Genomic DNA, 20,050 nt, shown 5'->3' with positions numbered 1-20,050 from the left:
TTGTGGCACAGCGATACGATGACGACTCGCGTCGCAAGGGGGCGGAAGCATGACCGAACCGTGGCAGTGGAGCGAGCAAACCTGGCGGGACCACGTCGATCGCGTGCGTGCCGGACGGCCGTTGCGGCCGGAATCGTGGCCGGGCGGGGCGAGGGTGGCGGTGGCGTTGTCGTTCGACTCCGACCACGAGACGCTCGCGCTGCGCGACGGTCAGGTGCTGCCGGGCAAGCTGTCGCAGGGGGAGTACGGCTCGCGGGTCGGCGTGCCGCGGGTGTTGAAGCTGCTTGAGCGGTTCGAGGCTCCTTCGACGTTCTTCATGCCCGCGGTGTCGGCGTTGCTGCACGACGGCGAGGCACAGTCCTATGTAGACGCCGGACACGAGGTCGCGTTGCACGGCTGGATCCACGAAAGCAACGCTCAGCTGCCTCCTTCAGCCGAGCGTGAACTCACCTTCCGGGCCGCGGACACCTTGGAGCGGCTCACCGGCACGCGTCCGGTCGGCATCCGCACCCCGTCTTGGGACTTTTCCGAAAGCACTCTCCCGATCATCCGCGAACTGGGCCTGGCGTACGACTCGTCGCTGATGGCGGACGACGACTGCTACGAGATCCTCGCCGACGGCGAACCGACCGGCGTCGTCGAGCTTCCGGTGGAATGGATCCGCGACGACGCACCGTATTTCACGATGAATCGCTTCGGAGCGCAGCGCCCGTACACCCCGCCGCGGGGAGCGTTGTCGATCTGGCGGGACGAGTTCGATCTGGCTTTCGCCGAGGGCGGACTCTTCCAGCTCACCATGCATCCGCACATCATCGGACATCGTTCCCGGATCGCGGTTCTCACCGAACTGCTGGAGCACATCGCTTCGCACGACGGGGTTTGGTTTGCTACGCACGCTCAAGTCGCTGGCTATGTTTCGGAACTCGCCGCCAGTGGATAGCCGCCACGACAACGCCGACGACCGCGGCTAAGGCTCCGGAAAGGACAAACGTCGTTCCCATTCCGACGGCGTCGATCACCGGCTGTGCGATCAGCGGCGACGAGAATTGGCCGAGGAACAGTGCGGACGTCAGCAATCCCAGCGACCTCGTCCGCACGCCGGGCGCGGCCGTCGAGACCAGCCATCCGTTGACGGTCGGGTTCTGCAGCCCGATTCCCAGCCCGACTACGACCATGCCCAGGGCGGCGGTCCACAATGCACCGGCGGTGCCGAGCACGACCAGACCCACGGCGAACGCGGCGAACATCGTGATGGCCAGCACCGGGAAGGACCACCGAGCGCGCAGGCGACGGAAGTTCAAGCCCACCAAGGTCATCACCAGATTGACCGCAGCGATCAAAGCTCCCGCGACGGCCGGTCCCGCGCCGCCGACTTCGGCCAGCCAGAACGGGGCCTGCGTCGGAACGGTGTAGAAAACCACGACACCGATGAAAATCAGCGCGTACAACCCGAGCAGTCGTGGTTGCCACGGCGACGCGGCCGTGGTGGTGTCCGTCGGATCGGCTGGCTGGACGGGTGCCTCCGGCACGAACCGCAGCACGAGGGTCAGCATCGGAATCGCCAGCAGGTAAATAGCGAACGGCCCTCGCCAGTCCACCGCGGCCAGCAAGCCGCCGAGCAGCAGCGCGACGACGCCGCCGAAACCCATTGCCGCGCCTTGCAATCCGAGCACCCGGCCGTGTTCGCTGTCGTGATGGTGGTCAGCGATCAACGCGGTCGACGTGGTCATGATCCCGGCGATCCCGATCCCGAGCACGGCGCGTCCGACGAGCAACGCGGGGAGGGAATCCAGCAGCAGGCCGGATCCGCCGCCGACGGTGTAGAGGGCCAGACAGGCGAGCAGCACCGGCACGCGTCCGGTCCGGCCGCTCAGCTTGGCCAGCAAGGGCGCGGAGACCATGATCGCCAGCCCGGGCAGCGTGAGTACGAGCCGGACGAGAAGCTCCGCGTGGGGTTCGGCGGCGAAGTGCTGTTGCATGCCTGGCAGTGCGGGCGTGATCGTGGCGCTGGCCATGATGGTCATGGTGCTGACGCCGAGCAGCGTCGCCAACAAGGACTTTGGTGGGCGCCGCACTCCGGCGTCAGTCGTTTCGGTCACGACGCCGAAGGTAGAACTTCAACCTAACTTGAAGTCAACGCTGGGACCGCGTGCTGTTCGGCGATACGGCGTGGGCGGACTCGGCGCGTACGCCGTTGCGCCGCCTGCTCGCCCCGCCGGGGTATGCCTAGCCCTACCTCCGAGACTACGGGCAAACCGATCGAGCCCGGACAGCCCACTGGCTAATCTGGATCACGTGGCTACCGTTTCTCCGACCGCGAAACCGCGCACCGTGCTCGATGCCTTGGCGCGGCGGACGTTCCTGATTTCCTCCTGGCCGTGGCGGGCGTTGCTGTACGGGCTCAGCACCGGTCCGATGACACTGCTGTTCGGGCTCCCGTTCGGGTTCTGCCTGCTGCCGCTCGCGGTGCTGGTCAACCGGATCGTGCACGGCCAGACCTCCGACCTGGCGCTGGTTGCGGTGTTCTCGGTGTTCGGCATGCTCCTGTTCCTGGGTGCGGGTCCGGCGTGGGCGGCGGTGGTGGCCGGGGTCGAACGGCAGCGGCTGCGCATGGTCGACCTGAATCCGGTGACTGTCCCCTGTGGACCGACCAGTGAACCGGGCTGGTGGCCCCGAATGCGGGCGCGTTACACCGAACCGGCGTCGTGGCGCGAACTCGGCTACGCGGTTCTGTTGTGCACCGCGATTCCCGCGTTGTACGCGGTGGCTGGCATGGTCGCGTTGTTCGCGGTGATTTTGGTGGCCAGTCCGCTCCTCGTCAACGTGAACGACACGATTTCCCTTGGCTTCACCGAGGTTTCCACTCCGGGAGGGGCGGTTCCGTTCGCGCTGGCCGGGGTGGTGCTGCTCGTGCTGTCTGGCTACCTGCTGTCCGGATCCGCTGGCCTGCACGCGATGCTGGCCCGTTCGCTGCTCACTGACGGCGCGGCGGAGAAGCTCCGCGGCGAGTTGACCGAGGTGTCGCAATCACGCACTCGGCTGCTGTCGGCGTTCGACGCGGAACGCAAGCGCATCGAACGCGATCTGCACGACGGGGCGCAGCAGCGACTGGTCGGGCTGAGCTTGCAACTGGGGCTCGCGAAGGTCGATCTGCCACCGGATTCGGCGGCAGCAAAGGCAGTGTCGGACGCGCATGATCAGGCCAAGAAACTGATGATCGAGCTGCGTGAGCTGATCAATGGGATCCACCCGCGGGCGCTCGCCGAGCTCGGTTTGCCCGCCGCGTTGGAGGAACTCGCCGACGGCTGCGCGGTGCCGGTGACCGTTGATGTCGCGGTGCCTTCGCGGTTGCCGGAGTCGGTGGAATCCACCGCGTACTTCGTGGTGGCCGAGTCGTTGACCAATGTCGCCAAGCATTCCGCGGCCAGCTGCGCCTCGGTGACCGCCAAAATTGTCGGTCGGCTCCTTACCATTGAGGTATGGGACAACGGGGCTGGAGGTGCTGATCCGACGCGAGGGACCGGGATCACTGGATTGAGCGACCGCGTCGCCGTGCTGGGCGGCCGGATGTGGGTACGTAGTCCGGTCGGCGGGCCGACCGTCGTGCGAGCGGAGCTGCCGTGCTGATGGGAGAGCCGATGCGGGTCGTCCTCGCCGAAGACGAGGTGCTGCTGCGCGAGGGACTGTGCGGGTTGCTGGAGCGGTTCGGCTTCGAGGTCGTCGCCGCGGTCGGCGATGCCGACGGCCTGCATGCCGCGGTGCGGGAGCACGATCCGGACTTGGTGCTCACCGACATCCGGATGCCGCCCGGACATTCGGACGAGGGCCTGCGTGCTGCGGTCGAGTTACGGCGCACTCGGCCGGAGCTGGCCGTCGTGGTGCTGAGCCAGTACGTCGAACACCACCACGCGGCCGAGCTGCTCGACTCCGCTGAGGGGCGCGGGGTCGGCTACCTGCTCAAGGACCGGGTGGTCGACGTCGAGGAATTCATCGCGACGCTGCGCCAGGTCGTCGACGGCGGGACGGCGGTGGATCCGCAGGTGGTGCGGCAGTTGCTGCGCCGGCGGGCCGATCCGCTAGCCCGATTGTCGGCGCGGGAGCGGGAGGTGCTGTCGCTGATCGCCGAGGGACATTCCAACGCCGCGATCGCCCGGCGGCTGGTGGTGTCGGATGCGGCGGTGGGCAAGCACGTCGGGAGCATCCTGGCGAAACTCGACCTCCCGCCGACGGACGACGGGAACCGCCGGGTACTGGCGGTGCTGGCGTTTCTCCGCGGGGGCGGCTGACTCGGGCGGCGGCTTGCCCGCGCCGGTACTCAGTGATACTTTGTAGTGGTACTCAGTGACACCGAGTACCAGTGCGCGGGGGCGCGCTGCTCGAGGAGGGCGGGAAATGAACTTCTGGGAAACCATCACCGGCAGCGATCTCACCAAGGAATGGAAATCGTTCGAGGCCCGGGCCGGGGAATTGCCTGCTGACTACCAGGCGGCGTGGGGGACGATCAAGGCGAATCTTTCGTTGTACTCGGACTTCACCGGCCGCAATCTGACGCCGATCGCCGACAGCGCGCTGGGGCTGCTCGAAGAGACCTCGGCCGACGGGCAGGACATCCGCGATGTGCTGGGCGACGACATCCCCGGATTCTGCGCGGCGCTGGCGGGCGGCGAGGGGGCGCGGACCTTCCGTGATCGGTGGCGTGCGCAGCTGAACCGGAATGTCGCGCGAAAATTGAGCAGGCTGGGAGGGTGACGTGAGTATCCGAGACATCATCGAGGGCAAGAAGCAGTGGCGGGCGCACCTGGCCAGGGTCAAGGCGCTTCCGCCGGATTACCAGATCGTCTACCACGAGATCCAGCGGTACTTCTTCAAGGTCGGGCCGGTCGGGTTGACGGACGGGTCGCTGCTTTCGGGAATCGTCGAGTTCTTCACGGAAGGCGCGGCGGCGGGAAAGGGCGTGCTGGAACTCATCGGCGACGACGTCGCGGCGTTCTGCGACGATCTGATCAAGGACTCGCCCACCTATGCGGACCGCTATCAGGAATCCCTCAGCGGGGAATCCGGCTAAGCCTGCGTCAAGCCCGGCATGGTGTTTCTCCGTGGGGGCGGCTGATTCCGTGATCGCCGAGGCCCGCACGATCACGTTGGGCGCGGGTCCGTGGTCGCCGTGCGGGCGGTGACGAGCCCTGATTCGTAAGCCGCGATGACCGCTTGCGCGCGGTCGCGGACGGCGAGCTTGTCGAAGAGGCCGGTGATGTGGTTCTTCACCGTGGAAAGGCTGATTTCCAGCGCGTGGGAAATCTCGCCGTTGCCGAGGCCGGTGGCCATCAGCCGCCACACCTCGACCTCGCGGGGAGTGAGGTCGTCGACGCCGGCGGGGGTTTGCGGAGCGGCGGAACGCGGTCGTACGTAGGCGGCGATCAGGCGGGTGAGCAGGCGCGGCGCGACCGCCGCGTCGCCGGCGTGGACAGTGCGGATCGCCGCGGCCAGCTCTTCCGGGGAGCTGTCCTTGGGCAGAAATCCGCAGGCCCCGGCGCGCAGGGCACCGACGACGTATTCGTCGAGGTCGAAGGTGCTCAGCGCCAGTACCCGGCAGCCGGGCACGGCGGCGGCGAGTTCCCTCGTGGCGCTGATCCCGTCGAGGACCGGCATCCGGACGTCCATCACCACGACGTCCGGGCGCGTCTGCCGGGCGAGGGCGACGGCCCGCGCGCCGTCCTCGGCCTCGCCCACCACCTCGAAGGAGGGGTCGGGGGAGAGGATCAGCGACAGGCCCCGGCGGACGAGCGGCTGGTCATCCGCGATCAGCACCCTGATCACCGGCCCGGTCATCGCGTGGTCCCTTCGTGCTGGACGGCCGCGTCGGCGGCCTGGTCCGTGGTCAGCGGCAGGTCGGCCACCACGGCGAATCCGCCGTCGGCTCGCGGGCCGGCGGCGAGGGTCCCGTGGTGCAGGGCGACGCGCTCGCGCATGCCGATCAAGCCGAAGCCGCCTGAACCCGATGCGGTGTCCTGCGCCGAGGTTCCTCCGCCGTCGTCTCGCACCTCGACGGTGACGCTGTCTCGACGGTAGGTCAGCTCCACGGACGCGCGGGCCTGCCCCGCGTGCTTGCGGGCGTTGGTGAGAGCTTCCTGGACAATCCTGAACACCGTGAGGCCGACCGTCGGCGGCAACGGACGCGGCGATCCGTGGACACTCAACTCGGCGGGCAGTCCGGCGAGACCGGACTCGGCCACGAGACGGTCGAGCCCGTCGACGCCGGGCTGGGGCAGCGAGGGCGAGTCCTGTGGTTCGTCGTCGGCCCGCAGCACGTCGAGGAGCTGGCGCATCTCGCTCAGCGCGAGCCGCCCGGAGGACTCCAGCGCAGTCAGCGCCTCCCGGACGACCTCTGGTTCGGCGAGGTTGGCCCGTGCCCCGCCCGCCATCAGCTGCATCGTGGTGATGTGGTGCGCCACGATGTCGTGCAGTTCCCTGGCGATGCGGCGGCGTTCGTCGGCCACCGCGCGGTCGGCGAGGAGCTGGCGGTTGGCTGCCACCTCTCGTTGCCAGCGGTTGATCACCAGCGCGGTGCCGACGACGAGCAGCGCGGTGAGGAGCGGGGTGACGACGTCTCGCCACGGCGGAATCCGGCCGTCGCTCTGACTCAGCAGCGTCAACGACACCGTCGCGACCGCCGCGGCCGCGGTCGCCCAGCCAGTGCGCGCCCGGGCGACCGAGTACAGAGCGACTATCAGCACCGCGCCGAAATGGCTCGGCAGCGGAACGACCAAAGTGGCCGTCACGTCGAGAGCCAGCACCGCGGCGAGCACCGTGACCGGATGAGTGCGCCGGGCGAGCAGCGGTACCGCTGCCAGTGCGACGAGAAGGAATCCGGTGGCACGCACGTCGTATCGGCCGTCGGGGGCGCTGAAGAACACGTAGCTGAGCAGGTTCATCACGCAGGCGCCGCCGGCCACGAGCGCGTCGTTGCGGGTCCACGGCGGCTCGGCGCCGCGCGGATGCGACGGCACCGCTGGCCGGTTCCTGGACATGTCTGTTCTCCCCGCGTCCGGCCTCCCGGCCCCGGGACAGGGTCGCACGGCGCCCGCGGCGGTCCGGGACTAGGACCAGGGTCCTAGTCCCGGGGCTGGGAAGGGACTGCGGACCCCGTCCCGGATCATCCGCCGCGACGACGCTTTCCGGCCCCGCGGAGTGCTGGACTGAAAACCGGCCGGGAATCCCCGGCGGACAAGCACTTCTGCCGGAGGACCTCGTGATCCGCGCCCTGACCGGATACTCCACCCGACGACCGTGGCGGGTGATCGCCGCCTGGGTGCTGCTCGGCGCCGCGCTGATCGCACTGACCCCGAATGTGCTCGCCCGAGTCACCCAGCACCAGTCGGCGGACTTCCTTCCCAGCGGCTACGACTCGGCCGCCGCGCAGCGGATCGCCGAGGAGAAGTTCGGGGCGAACCCGGACGCCACCACGGTGACGGTGCTGGTCGCCCGCGCCGACGGCAAGGCGCTCGGGGCCGCGGACCAGGAGCGGATCGAGACCGAGGCGGCGAAACTGGCTCGGCGCCAAGTGCTCATGCCCCACGAGGACGACCTGCCGCGGTTCCTCGTCCCCGACCGTTCGCAGACGCCCCGGATCGTCCCGGCCATGACGGCGCCCGACCGGAGTTTCGCGCTGCTTTCCGTGCAGCTGACGGGAAATCCCTCGGACAAGGGGGTCCAGGGGGTCTACCGGACCTTCCGGGACGCCGCCCGGACCGAGTTCGCCGAGGCGGGGATGCGGACCGGTTTCACCGGGAGTCTCGCCGAGCGCGTCGACACGACCGATGCGCACGCGTTCGCCGCGAAGGTGGGCAGCGCGCTGGTCATGGTCTTCATCATCCTGCTCAACGTGCTGGTGTTCCGCAGCGTGCTGGCGGCCTTGCTGCCGCTCCTGGCGGTCGCCCTGATCGGCGGTGCGGCGGCGGGAGCTGTGGCAGGCGCCGCGCTGCTCGCCGGGCACAAGCTCGACGCGGGGACCCCGGACTTGATCTCCGTTGTCCTGCTCGGCATCGGCATCGACTACCTGCTGTTCCTGCTGTTCCGGTTCCGCGAGCACCTGCGCGACCGGCCCGAGCAGCCCGCCCGCGAGGCAGCCGCGCAGGTCTCCGCCCGCGTGGGCACCGCGATCGCCTCGGCGGCGCTGACCATCGTGGCCGCGTTCGCGACGCTGGGCGCGGCGACCTTCGGGCAATTCCGCTCGCTGGGGCCGGCGATCGCGGTCGCGGTACTGGTGATGCTGCTCGGCAGCCTCACCCTGATGCCCGCGCTGCTCGCGGTCGCCGGGCGCAAGATGTTCTGGCCCTCCGCCACGTTGAGCCGCCAGCCCGCAGAAGGCCGCGCCGCTCGGCTGGCCGCGCTGGTCACGCGACGTCCGCTGATGATGGCGGCCGCCTCCGTCGCGCTGCTCGGCGCGCTGGCCGTGGGATTGACGGGAATCCGGATGGACTACGGACGGGGCGGCTCCGGCGACTCCACTCCCGCAGCGGCCACCGCGGCCGAGATCTCCCGCGCGCTGCCGGCTGGAGTGTCCGATCCGACGAGCGTTTTCGTCACCGCCAAGGACGGCTCGACCCTGACCGTCGAACGGCTCGACGGCCTTGCCCAAGGGCTTTCGCGGGTCAACGGGGTGGGGCAGGTCGCGCCGACGGTCTTGAACGAGGATCGCCGTGCGGCCCGGATCGACCTCTACCTGGCCGCCGGTTCGCAGAGTCAGCAGGCCCGTGATCTCGCCGCGGGACCGGTCCGGGCGGCCGTCGTCCAGAACACGCCCGGCGGGACGACGGCGCACGTGGGCGGGACGGCGGCGATCTTCGCCGACATCGCCACCGCCGTCGACCACGACCTGAAGATCGTGTTCCCGGTCGCGGCCGCGCTCATCGCGCTGATTCTGCTGCTGCTCCTGCGCAGCCTGCTCGCGCCGGTGATCCTGATGCTGTCGGTGGGGCTCGGGTTCGCCGCCACCCTCGGTGCCGCCACGCTGCTGTTCCAGCACGTCGCAGGCGATCCCGGCGTCAACTTCACGCTTCCGCTGGTGCTGTTCCTGTTCGTCGTGGCACTGGGCACCGACTACAACATCCTCATCACCGACCGGATCCGGGAGGAGACGCGGCGACCGGGCCCGGTGCGCGACGCGGTGGCCCGCGCGGTCCGGCACACCGCACCGGCCATCGCGACCGCGGGGATGGTGCTCGCCGGTTCCTTCGCCACGCTCGCCACCAGCCCCGGCAACGAACAGGTCGCCTTCGCGATGGCCCTCGGCATCATGCTCTCCGCGCTCGTCCTTTCGCTGGTGCTGGTCCCAGCCCTCGCCGCGCTCTTCGGCAAGGCACTCTGGTGGCCGCTCCGCCCGCGACCGGCCGGACAACGCCACGCGACCGCATCTGCACCGGAATCCAGTCAGTTCACGAACCGCTGAGACCCGGCGGGATACGGCCGCGTGGCTGTGCGAAGCCCGGATTTCCCCGACCTAGGCGGCATTCACCACTGCGGTCAAGCTGGCCGCGAGTACGGAACGGTCTCGCCCGGCTGTCCATTGTGTACCGCTGTCAGTGCGATATTCCAGCAGTGTCAACGCTTCGCTGTCATTGCCGGAGCCGATACTCGTCTGGTGCAGCGCCACGATGTCGACCTTCCGCCCGTGTGCGCCGAGCGCTGCGGTGAGCGCTTCGACGGGCCCGGTTCCGGTGTGCGTGGTGGTGTGCTCGGTTCCGTCGACGCGCAGGGTGATGCTGGTGTGTTCGTCGGCTGAGTTTTCGAAGCGGGACAACGTGATTGCCGGGTTCGGCTGGAGGTAAGCCGTCGTGAAGAGTTGCCACAGTTCGGTCGCGGACACCTCGTGGCCGGAGTCGTCGGTGTGGTCCTGGACGCGGCGCGCGAAGTCGATCTGCAGCCGGCGAGGCAGCGTGATGCCGTATTCGCTTTCCAGCAGATAGGCGATTCCGCCCTTGCCGGACTGCGAGTTGACGCGGATCACGGCGGCGTAGTCGCGGCCGAGGTCGGCTGGGTCGATCGGCAGGTACGGGACGCGCCAGTCCAGATCACGGGCGGGCACGCCGGTTTCCGCGGCGCGTGCGTGGTGTTCGGCGAAGCCCTTCTTGATCGCGTCTTGATGGGTGCCGCTGAACGCGGTGTGCACGAGGTCGCCGACGTACGGATGCCGTGCGTGAACCTCGATCCGGTTGCAGTATTCGACGGTGCGGCGGATCTCGTCGATGTCCGAGAAATCGATCATCGGGTCGACGCCCTGCGCGTGCAGGTTGAGGGCCAGCGTCGCCAGATCGACATTGCCGGTGCGCTCGCCGTTGCCGAAAATGCAGCCCTCGACGCGTTCGGCCCCGGCCAGCACGGCCAGTTCGGCGCACGCGACGCCGGTGCCGCGGTCGTTGTGCGGGTGCACGGACAGGATCAGCGAATCGCGGCGGGCGAGGTTGCGGTGCATGTACTCGATCTGGTCGGCGTACACATTGGGCGTCGCGATCTCGACGGTCGCCGGCAGGTTCAGGATCACCGGACGGCCCGGGCTCGCCTGCCACGTCTCGGTGACCGCGTCGCAGACCTCCAGCACGTAGTCGGGTTCGGTGAGGTTGAAGACCTCGGGGGAGAACTCGAAGCGGACGTTCGGCAGGTCGCCGGCCGCGCGCAGAACGTCGCGGGCGCCGTCGAGGATCAGTTCTTTCAGCGACGCCTGATCGTGGCCGAGGACCACCGTGCGCCAGGTCGGCGCGGTGGCGGTGTACAGGTGGATCACGACGTCGTTGCGGATGCCGCGAATGGACTCCACCGTGCGCTCGACCAGATCGCGCCGGGCCGGGGTGAACACGACGATGGTGACGTCGTCCGGGGCCAGATCGGTGTCCGCGAGCAGCCGGACGAAGTCGTAGTCGGTCTGCGAGGCGGACGGGTAGCCGACCTCGATTTCCTTGTACCCCATGGTGAGCATCAGCTCGAAGAATCGGCGTTTGCGCGCCGGGTCCATCGGCTCGGCCAGCGCCTGGTTGCCGTCGCGCAGGTCGACCGGAACCCAGAGCGGGGCGTGCGTGATCCGGTTGCCGGGCCAGGCGCGGTCGGTGTTGGGGACCTCGACGCGCTGGTAGACGTCGCGGTAGCGGTGCGACGGCATGCGGGAGGGTCGCTGCCGGTTCCAAACGGTGTTCATCTGCGGTCCTTCAGGTGGTCGGAAGCCGACCGGCGCGCGTGCTTGCCCCACGGCGGGGGGCCGGTCCGGTCAGGCCCCGCCGTGGCGGCGAAGGAGAAGGAAGCGCGTGAACATCGAGGCGGAGCGTAGCACAACTCCTCAGACAAGTAGCGGGGTTGGGGCAGATCTCCGCGGCGCGCGACGCGAGCGCTTAGGATTGGCCCGTGGAGCTGGAATTCGTGCGGACCTTCGTCGCCGTCGTGGACGGAGGGCAGTTCCAGGAAGCGGCCGCGGAGCTGGGGATCACGCAGCAAGCCGTGTCCAAACGCGTCGGTGCGCTGGAGCGCGAGCTGGGGGTGCAGTTGTTCACCCGAACCGCGCGCGGGGCCCGGTTGAGCAGCGACGGCGAGGCGTTCTTGCCGCACGCACGGGTGCTGCTCGACGCGGAGAAGCGCGCGCTCGCCGCGGTGCGTCCGGAGAAGCGTCCGTTGCGGGTGGACGTGCTGAACCGACGGACGAAGTCGGCGCATCTGGCGCTGGGCTTCCACCGGGCGTTCCCCGAGGTAGCGCTGGAGGTCGTGACCACTGGTGCCGAGCTGAGCTTCGACGCCGCCGTCGCAGCGGTCGCCGCCGGTTCGGTCGACGCGGCGTTCCGCGGGGTGCCGAAGCGCGACCTTCCGGGCGGCGTGACGAGCGGAGTCGTGGACTACGACGCACACGAACTGCTGGTCGGCCCGCGGCATCCGTTCGCGGACCTGCCGTCAGTGCCGATCGGGAAGCTGGTCGGCCATCGGATCTGGATGCCGGGGCTGTCGGCGAGCACGGAGTGGGGCGCGTACTACGCGGAGCTGTCCGAGGCGTTCGACCTGACCATCGACGTGTCCGGTCCGGTCTTCGGCAACGAAACGATGCTGGACGAACTGGCGACGTCCCCGGAGCTGTCGACGTTCGTGGGCGCAGGTTCGAGGTACTTCTGGCCGGACGAGTACGACCTCCGCCGAATCCTGGTGGTCGACCCGACGCCGGTGTACCCGATGTCGCTCCTGTGGCGGCGGGAGCCGGCGCATCCGGATGTGCTGAAGCTGCGGGATTATCTGGTGACGGGGCAGGAGCCGGGGGACGGGGTTTGGCTGCCTGGCTGGGAGCGGTAGGTCAGAGCGGGTGTTCGTACCAGACGTTCGGCTCGACGTACACGCCTAGATCCTGCTCCGTCGACGCGAGCACGGGTGCGATTCCGCCCGGAACGACGGTGTGTCCGTCGCCGAGGCGGACGCCCGTCCACAGCTTCCACTGTGCGAGCGTGCCGGTGACGGTCATCGCGAACGGCGCGATCTTCCGGAATTCCGCGCCGAGCCGCTCGTGGCTGCGCAGCCAGGGATCGGTGCCCCGGCCTAGGTAGTCCACAATGGACTCTAGGGGCGGCTTGCCGGTCGGCCGCACCGGCACGGCCAGCCGGGAAAGCCCGGCCCGGCGCGCCCGGTTCTTCAGCTCGGCGAGCGCTTGCGCGGCAATCCCTTGCCCGCGCGCGGATTCCGCGACGTACACCTCCAGCGCGACGAGCGTGGTCGGCTCGCGGCCGTCGAGGTGGTCTTCGGCGGCCCAGACGAGGGCACCGTCCCAGCCGTGATCGGGCAGTTCGGGTCGCTCCGCGGCCGGGAAGGCGACGGGTATCGCTGCCGCGCGCGCGACGGGGACCTCGTTGTCGAGGAGAATCAGGAAGAATTCGGGCCAGTGCGCGGCGATTCGTTTCGAGCTGGCCAGCGCGGCGGTGAGGCCTTGGCTGAGGAACTCTCCGCCGACGAATCCCAGCTGGAGCGCGGGGATGCGCAGCTCAGGCCGGGTGGCGAGGTCTTCGATGCGAATCACGAGGTCCTCCAGCGGGCGGCAGCTTGTATCACCTCACCGCACCGGAAGCGCCGACCTCCGCCTCCCCAACGCGGCCGGGTCGAGGTTCGCCCGGGTTCCGGCCCGATGCCCCTCCCGATACCCCGACCCCGACAGCCGCCGCGGAGCAGCCGAGCGCAGGTCTCCGTACTCGCGGTCGAAAGCCTGCTGCACCAACGCCGTCCGGTCCCGCACCACCAGCTCCGCCGACTTTCCGCCAGCGACATCGGAGTACGTCCGCACGGCGTTCTCCTCCGCCGCACTCAGCCGCTCGTGCACCGCGCGCGCGAAGCCGTGCAGCCACGTCCGCCGGTAAGCCGCCAGCGATTCGCGGAACACTCGCTCCTCGGGACGCACCCGGGTGAGCTGCGTGCTCGCCTGCAGCAACAGACTGGTGAACAGCAACTCGACCCGCGCGAGATCGGTGCGGAAGCCGAACACGGTGACCTCTTCGACGCCTTGGCCGACTCGGTGCAGCAGGGTCCGGCAGCGCAACGGGTAGGCGATGCTGGTGAGCAGGCTGGCCTTGTCGCGGCTGTACGGATTGGCGATCGGCAGCTTCAGCACGGTGATGTCGTCGCCGCTTTGGCCGGACGCGGCCAGCATCGCGTTGTCGATCCCGTGCCGCGCGATCAGTTGCGCCGCTTTGGTGTTGTACAGCTCGGCTTCGGCGGGCGTGACGGCCGGGTCCTCGGCCTTGGCCAGCAGCTTCCGAACGCGCTCCAGCAACGTGTCGTGGTCGGGCATGACCCCCCTCTCCAGCAGGCGCGGCCCGTGCGGACCGGCATGGGGTGCACGGTAGGCGTGGGGTACGACAATATTCGATCAGATGTTCGGGAGTGACACTGGGCGCCGGGTTCGTCGCAGTCGTAGGCTCGGGACGTGTCTCCGCCTGTCACGCTGGACGTCGCGGTCGTCGGCTCGGGGCCGAACGGCCTCGCCGCGGCCGTCGTGCTCGCGCGGGCCGGGTTGTCGGTCGAGGTGTACGAGGCGGCGGGCGAGCCGGGCGGCGGGGCGCGGTCGAAGCACCTGTTCGACTCCGACGTTGTCCATGACATCTGCTCGGCGGTCCATCCGATGGCGGCGGCCTCGCCGTTTCTGAGGCAGTTCGATCTCGACCTCTGCCATCCCGAAATCCCGTACGCGCAGCCGATCGACGAGAAGACCACAGCGATCGCGTACGCGGATCTCGACCGCACCTGTGCGCGGCTAGGGATCGACGGGGAACGGTGGCGGCGCTTCATGACGCCGTTGATCGAGAACAGCGCTGAGATCACCGAAGTGCTCCTCGGCGACCTTCGCCACCCGCCACATCCGCGTACGGCGGCGTACATCGCGACGCGCGCTCTCGCGGCGACAGTGAATCCCTTCAAGGGCAAGGAAGCAGCAGCGCTGATAGCAGGGGTAGAAGCGCACGCGCTTGGCAAGCTGCCCTCACTCATCGGCGGCGGCATCGCGGTACTGCTGAGCCACCTCGCGCACACCACTGGCTGGCCGATTCCCCGCGGTGGTTCGCAACGCATCACCGACGCCCTTGTCGCCGACATCGAGGCACACGGTGGTCGCATACGCACCAATGCGCGCGTCACCGACGTACGCGAGTTAGCGCATGCGCGCGCCGTACTGCTGGACATAGCGCCTAAAGGCGTACTAGACCTAGCAGGGCCGCACCTGCCGAAGCAGTACCGCCGGGCGCTCGAGAAAGTCCGTTACGGGCCTGCAGCGGCGAAGGTCGACTTCCTGGTCTCCGAAGCAATCCCCTGGCGCGAGAAGGAACTCGCCCAAGCCGGGACTGTCCACATCGGAGGGACGAGAGCCGAGGTGCATGCGGCCGAAAACGCGGTAGCCGCCGGGAAACGGGCAAGGGATCCGTTCGTCCTCCTCTCCCAGCCGATGGCCGCCGACCCGTCCCGCGGTCTTCCCGGCAAACAGCCGATCTGGGCCTACGCTCATGTCCCGCAAGGAGATCCGCTCGACCCGACCGCCGCGATCATCCGCCGCATCGAACGCTTCGCCCCGGGTTTCCGCGACACGATCCTCGCCTCGCGCGCGATCCCGGCGAGCGAATTCGAGGACTACAACCCCAACTACGTCGGCGGCGACATCGCGGCCGCCGCGGTCACGATGCGCCAGGTGCTGGGGCGGCCGGTCCCGCGCTGGGATCCGTATCGGACCCCGTTGCGCGGCGTGTACCTGTGCTCGGCCGCGACGCCGCCCGGTCCGGGAGTGCACGGGATGGCCGGCCAGCACGCCGCGGAACGCGTGCTGCGCAACGAATTCGGCTACCGCCCCGGCCGGACCAAACCGGTTTCGTAGGCGACCACGACGGCCTGTGCCCGGCTGGAGATCCCGAGTTTGGGCATCAGCCGGTTGAGGTGCGTCTTCACCGTGGCCTCGCTGACCAGCAGCTGAGCCGCGATCTCCCCGTTCGGCATCCCGGTGCCGACCAGCCGGAGCACCTCGCGTTCGCGCTCGGTCAGCCCGCTCAGCTCCGGAGCGGGTTCCGCGGGCGGCCCGCTCGTGTACGCCTCGACCAGCCGCCGCGTGATCGTCGGGCCGAACAGCATGTCCCCGCGCGCCACCGCCTGGATGCCGGAAATCAGCGTCTCCGGCGGACTGTCCTTGAGCAGGAACCCGGCCGCACCGGCCCGCAGCGCGCGGTAAACGTACTCGTCGAGGTCGAAGACGGTCAGGATCAGCACTCGCGGGTTCTCCGGCCCGGCGAGGATGCGAGAGGTGGCCGACACGCCGTCGAGGCCGGGCAGCCGGATGTCCATCAGGATCACCTCGGGCCGCAACCGCGCCGCCTCGTGCACGGCCTCCAATCCGTCGCGTGCCTCGCCGACGACTTCGACGCCCGGCGCGGCGTTGAGCAGCGCGACGAGGCCGGCGCGGACGAGGTCTTGGTCGTCCACCACGAGCACACTGGTCACTTCGGTTCTCCGGCGGTCCGGCCCGGGTACGGGAGGGTCAGCACAACCTCGAACCCCGCCGGTTCGCGAGGCCCGATTTCGATTTCGCCACCGTACATACGCGCCCGCTCGCGCATGCCGACGAGGCCGTGACCGGCGGGATTGCCGTCGGCGTGCGGTCCGCCGCCGGAGTCGGCCACGCTCAGCCGCAGCGCGCCGGCCAGGTATTCGACGTCCAGCGAGGCGAACGAATCCGGCGCGTGTTTCAGCACGTTCGTCAAAGCTTCCTGCGCGACCCGGTACGCGCACAGTTGCTGGCCGGACGGCAGTGTCCGGGGCGTTCCGGTGACCCGCAGCCGCACCGTGAGCCCGGCCTCGCGGACCCGGCTGACCAGCGCGGGAAGCTCGTCGAGACCGGGCTGCGGACGGTATTCGCCCGGTTCGTGATGCGGCGGTCGCAGGACGCTGAGCAGGCGGCGGAGTTCGTCCAGCGCCTCGGTGGTTGTGCCGGTGATCGTGTCGAGCGCGCCGCGCGCGGTGTCCGGCGCGGATTCGAAGACGTACCGCGCGAGGTTGGCCTGCACGGAGATCACCGACAGATGGTGGGAGACGACGTCGTGCAGCTCGCGCGCGATGCGCAGCCGCTCTTCCACGACCGCCAGCTCGGCGCGGTCGGCACGTTCCGCGGTCGCGTGCAGGGCGAGGCCGCGAAGATAGACGGAGTGTCCAATAAGGACAGTGGCGGACGCTTGGAGCACGGCGATCACCGTGTCGCCGATCGGGTTCGAGCTGTCGCCGACGAGCATCGTCACCTCGAAACCGGCCACCGCGAACAGTGACGGCGGCCAGGCTTGCCGCACCGGATAGCGCGCCCACACCGTGTACGCGGCGATCAGCACGTCGGGACGGCCGAGCGTCGCGCGATACCCGGCCAGCGCGAACGCGCCGACGAGCACGGTGACCGCGATCAGCACGCCGATCGGGTAGCGCCGCCGGACCGCCAGCGGAGCCGCGCCCGCCACCGCGAGCAGCAACCCGGGCAGCCCCGGACGGTCGCCGAGAGAACCGTGGTGGACCGCCGCCCCGGCGAAAAGGAATAGTCCGACCGCGGCGGCCAGCAGCGAATCCGTGAGGAGCGGCCGCGCCCGCAAGATCCGCATCACGCGCCCGAAGCTACCTTCCTGACCGGCGGTTTCCCAGTTCCCTACCGCGGTCGCGGCAGGCCGCCTACCGCCAGGGTTTACCGGCGGATGCGGCGAGAGGTGGATCCCGGGGCCGGATCGAGCGGTTACGGTCGGTTCCGAATGGTCATCCATTCCCGCTGCTCGGCGGAGAGCCAGGGGTGGGGAGGATTCCGGGCTCTCCGCTGAGCTTCACCCCAGATACGCGTCCAGCGTCACCGCCAACGCCGATTCCGGCGAAGGCGCGAAGCTCGCTCCAGCCAGTCCGCCCCACAGCCACAGCTGCGCGAGACCGTGCAACGCGCCCCACAGCGACGCTGCGACAAGCCGAGGATCCGTACCCGGACGCAGTCGGTCGTCGTCCGCTTCGGCGCGGTCGAGGCGCACTAGTTCCGCGAAGGTGTCGAAGACGGCACTGCTGGCTGCGACCAGCCCGGGCTCTTCAGGGTCAATGAGGTCGCGACGGAACATCAGCTCGAACATGGCCGGGTTCGTAACCGCGAAGTCGACGTACGCGTGACAGGCGGCCGTGACGCGTTCGCGCGGGGTGCCGTCGGGCAACTGTGCTCCCCGCTGGAGCAACTGTGTGAAGCCAAGCGTCGCTACGGCCGACAGCAGCTCCGCGCGCCCCGAGAAGTGGCGAAGCGGCGCGCCGTGCGACACGCCAGCCGCCTTCGCGATACCGCGCAACGTGACGGCCTCGACGCCGGAGCCGACAAGCAAGTCCGCTGCGGTGCTGATCAACCGCTGGCGCGCGCTCATACCTGAGCTTCGGAGAAGGCCACGGGCAGCAGCTCCGGACGCTTCGGCAGGAACCCGTCGCCAGGAGACCGGCCGATGAGCCGGTTGCGCAGCCGCGTGATCCCCACCGGCAGCACCTCCTGCCACAGCCAGCGCAGGTCGGCGATCGCGCTGCCCTGGGCCGGAACGCCGGGCAACGGCCGCAGCCAGCTGCCGTCGTGCGCCACGCCGAGCCGGTCGAGCACGTGGCCGGCGACGCGGAGATGCCCGGCCTGCGACAGATGCAGCCGATCCGGTCCGAAGTAGCGCGAGTCGTGTGCGGCCTGGTCCGGCCACAGGTCGACGAGTTTCGCGCCGTAGCTGACCGAAGCCTCGCGGATGGCGTCGTTGAGCGCGGTGATCCGCGGCCGCATCCGTCCGCCCAGCGGCATCCGATGCGCGATGTCGCTCAGGGTGAAGGTGACGACGTTCGGCGCGATCTGCGTGCACTGCCGGATCGCGGTGTCCACGCGACGCGCGACCGTGCGGGCGTCCCAGCCGCGGCTCATCACGTCATTGCCGCCGCCGAACAACGCGATCAGATCCGGCTCGTGCCGCTCGGCGGCAGGCAGCTGCTCCGCGGTGATCTGATCGAGCCGCCGTCCGCGAACGGCCAGATTGGCGTACCGGAACGAGGTTTCGTCGCGCGCGAGCCGCCCGGCGACGTAATCCGCCCAGCCGCGGTACTGGCTGTGATCCGGGCAGGGATCGTCCAGCCCCTCCGCGCAGCTGTCGCCGACGGCGACGAACGTGTGGAAACCCATTCCGCTCTCCGTAACCTCTGGTTCATCTTGTAGACACTGTCTATCAAAGTATGTAGACGGTGTCTACCCGGGAAGGTTGCGGGTGGGGTTGTCCTGGCCGCTGGAGGCGACCGGCTGCCGCTCAGGCCCGGCTGTTCTGCTTGGCAGGCAAGGTGTTTCGCGTGCGAGTGGCGAGCCCCACAGCTCGGCCGACCGTATTGCGCAGCGCCAGCCCATGCCGAGTTCGCGGAACGAGCAGCGTGCCGACGAGGTTGACGCGCCGGTGCCGCGGATCCACCTGTCGCCGGTGTTTCGCCTCGTAGGCCTGAAAAGCTCGCGCATGGTCGCCGGGATGTGCTGCGAGTGCTTCGGCCAGCGTGTGGGCGCCGGCTATTGCCATGCTTGACCCGTCGCCGAGCAGGGCTACCGCGGATGCCGCGTCGCCGAGCAATGTCACGCGGCCGTGCGACCACTTTTCCATCCGCACGTTGGCGAGCGGATCGAAGAAAGGCGCGGGGTGGTTCTGGTACGCCTCGACCAGTTCGGGGCTTCGCCAGCCGATTCCCGCGTACGCCTCGGCCACCATGCGCTTGTGGAGCGCGGTGTCGTGGCGGTCGTAGCCGGGCACCGGTCCGCCGCGGAAGGTGAACATCGCGAGTGGCTTTCCCCGGGACGGGTGGAGGGTGAGCATCCGGCCGGGTGCGGTCAGCATTACCGCTGCTTTCGGGTCGTCGAGGGCGCTGGGCTCTATCGGCACCGTCGCGCTGTACATGCCCATGCCGGTCGTGAACTGCTCCGCCGGTCCGAAGACCAGGCGGCGCACCGGGGAATGGATGCCATCCGCGCCGACGAGCAGGTCGAAACGGCGCGGCGGTGACCGGCGGAAGGTGACCTCGACCCCTGATCGGTCTTGTCGCAGGCTGGTGATCGTGTCGTCGAAGAGGAATTCCGCGTCGTCGCGCGCTGCCCGGTGGAGCACTGCCGACAGGTCTGATCGGGTTACTTCGACCGCCTGCGGGGAAGTTGTCGGGACGCGGAGGAGTTGCCGCCCGTCCGGATCGAGGAGCGAGAGGGCACTCGAACTGGTGGCGACTTCGCGCAACTGCGCGAGGATGCCCATGCTCCTGGCGACCGTCAGCGCCGGTTCCTTGACGACGACGGCACTGCCGCCGGATCTCAGCTCTTTGGCCTGCTCGACGACTGTCGGCCGATACCCGTGCCGGGCCAGCCAATAGGCGAGAGCGGGGCCGGCGATACCGGCACCGTGGATCAGGACGCGGGAACGCGTCATGGCGCAACCTTTCCGGGACGGGAAACTCTCAGGTACGACGATCGTCGTACCTTTAGTCAAGCACGGCCGTGAGGTACGATGCAAGACGTACC

The 20,050-nt window shown here is 69.2% G+C and carries 19 protein-coding genes; 8 read left to right on the top strand and 11 right to left on the bottom strand.

Annotated elements, in window-relative coordinates; translation table 11 throughout:
- Positions 1 to 49: 49 nt before the first annotated feature.
- On the top strand, positions 50 to 940 hold the full coding sequence (locus ACZ7OI_RS25345) for a polysaccharide deacetylase family protein (RefSeq protein ID WP_470266641.1): 891 nt from the start codon (positions 50 to 52) through the stop codon (positions 938 to 940).
- Here the strand turns inward: ACZ7OI_RS25345 and ACZ7OI_RS25340 are convergent.
- Positions 888 to 2,099: an MFS transporter gene (locus ACZ7OI_RS25340; protein ID WP_470266640.1), complete on the bottom strand. Its 1,212-nt coding sequence runs from the start codon at positions 2,097 to 2,099 to the stop codon at positions 888 to 890. The two genes, ACZ7OI_RS25345 and ACZ7OI_RS25340, sit on opposite strands and share 53 nt — an antisense overlap.
- Before the next feature lie 196 nt (positions 2,100 to 2,295).
- On the opposite strand from ACZ7OI_RS25340, the gene ACZ7OI_RS25335 reads away from it, so the two are divergent.
- The 4 genes from ACZ7OI_RS25335 to ACZ7OI_RS25320 all read left to right on the top strand — a co-directional run bounded on the left by ACZ7OI_RS25335 (position 2,296) and on the right by ACZ7OI_RS25320 (position 5,065).
- The gene (locus tag ACZ7OI_RS25335) at positions 2,296 to 3,627 is read left to right on the top strand and encodes a sensor histidine kinase (RefSeq protein WP_470266639.1); all 1,332 of its coding nucleotides are present in this window, start codon (positions 2,296 to 2,298) and stop codon (positions 3,625 to 3,627) included.
- An 11-nt stretch (positions 3,628 to 3,638) separates the two neighbouring features.
- Positions 3,639 to 4,286, top strand: a complete 648-nt coding sequence (locus ACZ7OI_RS25330; RefSeq protein ID WP_470266686.1) for a response regulator — start codon at positions 3,639 to 3,641, stop codon at positions 4,284 to 4,286.
- Positions 4,287 to 4,392: 106 nt separating this feature from the next.
- Positions 4,393 to 4,749: a DUF1048 domain-containing protein gene (locus ACZ7OI_RS25325; RefSeq protein ID WP_470266638.1), complete on the top strand. Its 357-nt coding sequence runs from the start codon at positions 4,393 to 4,395 to the stop codon at positions 4,747 to 4,749.
- 1 nt (position 4,750) lies between these two features.
- Positions 4,751 to 5,065, top strand: coding sequence for a DUF1048 domain-containing protein (locus ACZ7OI_RS25320; protein WP_470266637.1), 315 nt, complete (start codon positions 4,751 to 4,753; stop codon positions 5,063 to 5,065).
- Positions 5,066 to 5,136: 71 nt separating this feature from the next.
- On the opposite strand, the gene ACZ7OI_RS25315 is transcribed toward ACZ7OI_RS25320, so the two are convergent.
- Together ACZ7OI_RS25315 and ACZ7OI_RS25310 are read right to left on the bottom strand one after the other, a co-directional pair.
- Positions 5,137 to 5,829, bottom strand: coding sequence for a response regulator transcription factor (locus tag ACZ7OI_RS25315; protein WP_470266636.1), 693 nt, complete (start codon positions 5,827 to 5,829; stop codon positions 5,137 to 5,139).
- Positions 5,826 to 7,028 carry a sensor histidine kinase gene (locus tag ACZ7OI_RS25310; protein ID WP_470266635.1) on the bottom strand — a complete coding sequence of 401 codons (1,203 nt, stop codon included), beginning with the start codon at positions 7,026 to 7,028 and terminating at the stop codon, positions 5,826 to 5,828. The genes ACZ7OI_RS25315 and ACZ7OI_RS25310 overlap by 4 nt, the downstream gene beginning before the upstream one ends.
- 221 nt (positions 7,029 to 7,249) lie before the next feature.
- Between ACZ7OI_RS25310 and ACZ7OI_RS25305 the strand changes: the two genes are divergently transcribed.
- Positions 7,250 to 9,448 carry an MMPL family transporter gene (locus ACZ7OI_RS25305; protein WP_470266634.1) on the top strand — a complete coding sequence of 733 codons (2,199 nt, stop codon included), beginning with the start codon at positions 7,250 to 7,252 and terminating at the stop codon, positions 9,446 to 9,448.
- Positions 9,449 to 9,499: 51 nt separating this feature from the next.
- Here ACZ7OI_RS25305 and ACZ7OI_RS25300 read toward each other — a convergent pair whose 3' ends face one another.
- Positions 9,500 to 11,188 carry a 2-isopropylmalate synthase gene (locus ACZ7OI_RS25300; RefSeq protein WP_470266633.1) on the bottom strand — a complete coding sequence of 563 codons (1,689 nt, stop codon included), beginning with the start codon at positions 11,186 to 11,188 and terminating at the stop codon, positions 9,500 to 9,502.
- 203 nt (positions 11,189 to 11,391) lie between these two features.
- Between ACZ7OI_RS25300 and ACZ7OI_RS25295 the strand changes: the two genes are divergently transcribed.
- Positions 11,392 to 12,318, top strand: a complete 927-nt coding sequence (locus ACZ7OI_RS25295; RefSeq protein WP_470266632.1) for a LysR family transcriptional regulator — start codon at positions 11,392 to 11,394, stop codon at positions 12,316 to 12,318.
- A 1-nt stretch (position 12,319) separates the two neighbouring features.
- On the opposite strand, the gene ACZ7OI_RS25290 is transcribed toward ACZ7OI_RS25295, so the two are convergent.
- Both ACZ7OI_RS25290 and ACZ7OI_RS25285 read right to left on the bottom strand, forming a co-directional pair.
- On the bottom strand, positions 12,320 to 13,030 hold the full coding sequence (locus ACZ7OI_RS25290) for a GNAT family N-acetyltransferase (protein ID WP_470266685.1): 711 nt from the start codon (positions 13,028 to 13,030) through the stop codon (positions 12,320 to 12,322).
- A 36-nt stretch (positions 13,031 to 13,066) separates the two neighbouring features.
- Complete coding sequence (locus ACZ7OI_RS25285; protein WP_470266631.1) at positions 13,067 to 13,798, bottom strand: DUF2786 domain-containing protein; 732 nt, start codon at positions 13,796 to 13,798, stop codon at positions 13,067 to 13,069.
- A 135-nt stretch (positions 13,799 to 13,933) separates the two neighbouring features.
- Here ACZ7OI_RS25285 and ACZ7OI_RS25280 point away from each other — a divergent pair, with 135 nt between their 5' ends.
- Entirely contained in the window at positions 13,934 to 15,367 is a 1,434-nt protein-coding gene (locus ACZ7OI_RS25280; protein WP_470266630.1) for a phytoene desaturase family protein, read from the top strand.
- Here the strand turns inward: ACZ7OI_RS25280 and ACZ7OI_RS25275 are convergent.
- The 5 genes from ACZ7OI_RS25275 to ACZ7OI_RS25255 all read right to left on the bottom strand — a co-directional run bounded on the left by ACZ7OI_RS25275 (position 15,334) and on the right by ACZ7OI_RS25255 (position 19,958).
- Complete coding sequence (locus tag ACZ7OI_RS25275; protein WP_470266629.1) at positions 15,334 to 15,984, bottom strand: response regulator; 651 nt, start codon at positions 15,982 to 15,984, stop codon at positions 15,334 to 15,336. The two genes, ACZ7OI_RS25280 and ACZ7OI_RS25275, sit on opposite strands and share 34 nt — an antisense overlap.
- On the bottom strand, positions 15,981 to 17,123 hold the full coding sequence (locus tag ACZ7OI_RS25270) for a sensor histidine kinase (protein ID WP_470266684.1): 1,143 nt from the start codon (positions 17,121 to 17,123) through the stop codon (positions 15,981 to 15,983). The genes ACZ7OI_RS25275 and ACZ7OI_RS25270 overlap by 4 nt, the downstream gene beginning before the upstream one ends.
- Positions 17,124 to 17,336: 213 nt before the next feature.
- Positions 17,337 to 17,906 (bottom strand): TetR/AcrR family transcriptional regulator, encoded by a 570-nt coding sequence (locus ACZ7OI_RS25265; protein WP_470266628.1) that lies wholly within the window; start codon positions 17,904 to 17,906, stop codon positions 17,337 to 17,339.
- Complete coding sequence (locus tag ACZ7OI_RS25260) at positions 17,903 to 18,688, bottom strand: SGNH/GDSL hydrolase family protein (RefSeq protein ID WP_470266627.1); 786 nt, start codon at positions 18,686 to 18,688, stop codon at positions 17,903 to 17,905. Before ACZ7OI_RS25260 ends, ACZ7OI_RS25265 begins: the two co-directional genes overlap by 4 nt.
- A 121-nt stretch (positions 18,689 to 18,809) precedes the next feature.
- Positions 18,810 to 19,958, bottom strand: coding sequence for an FAD-dependent monooxygenase (locus ACZ7OI_RS25255; RefSeq protein WP_470266626.1), 1,149 nt, complete (start codon positions 19,956 to 19,958; stop codon positions 18,810 to 18,812).
- Positions 19,959 to 20,050 lie beyond the last annotated feature (92 nt).

It is taken from the genome of Amycolatopsis sp. NPDC114503, assembly GCF_055633655.1.
Note: the sequence above shows the minus strand (reverse complement) of the source record. Positions and strands in the feature narration are given on the sequence as shown.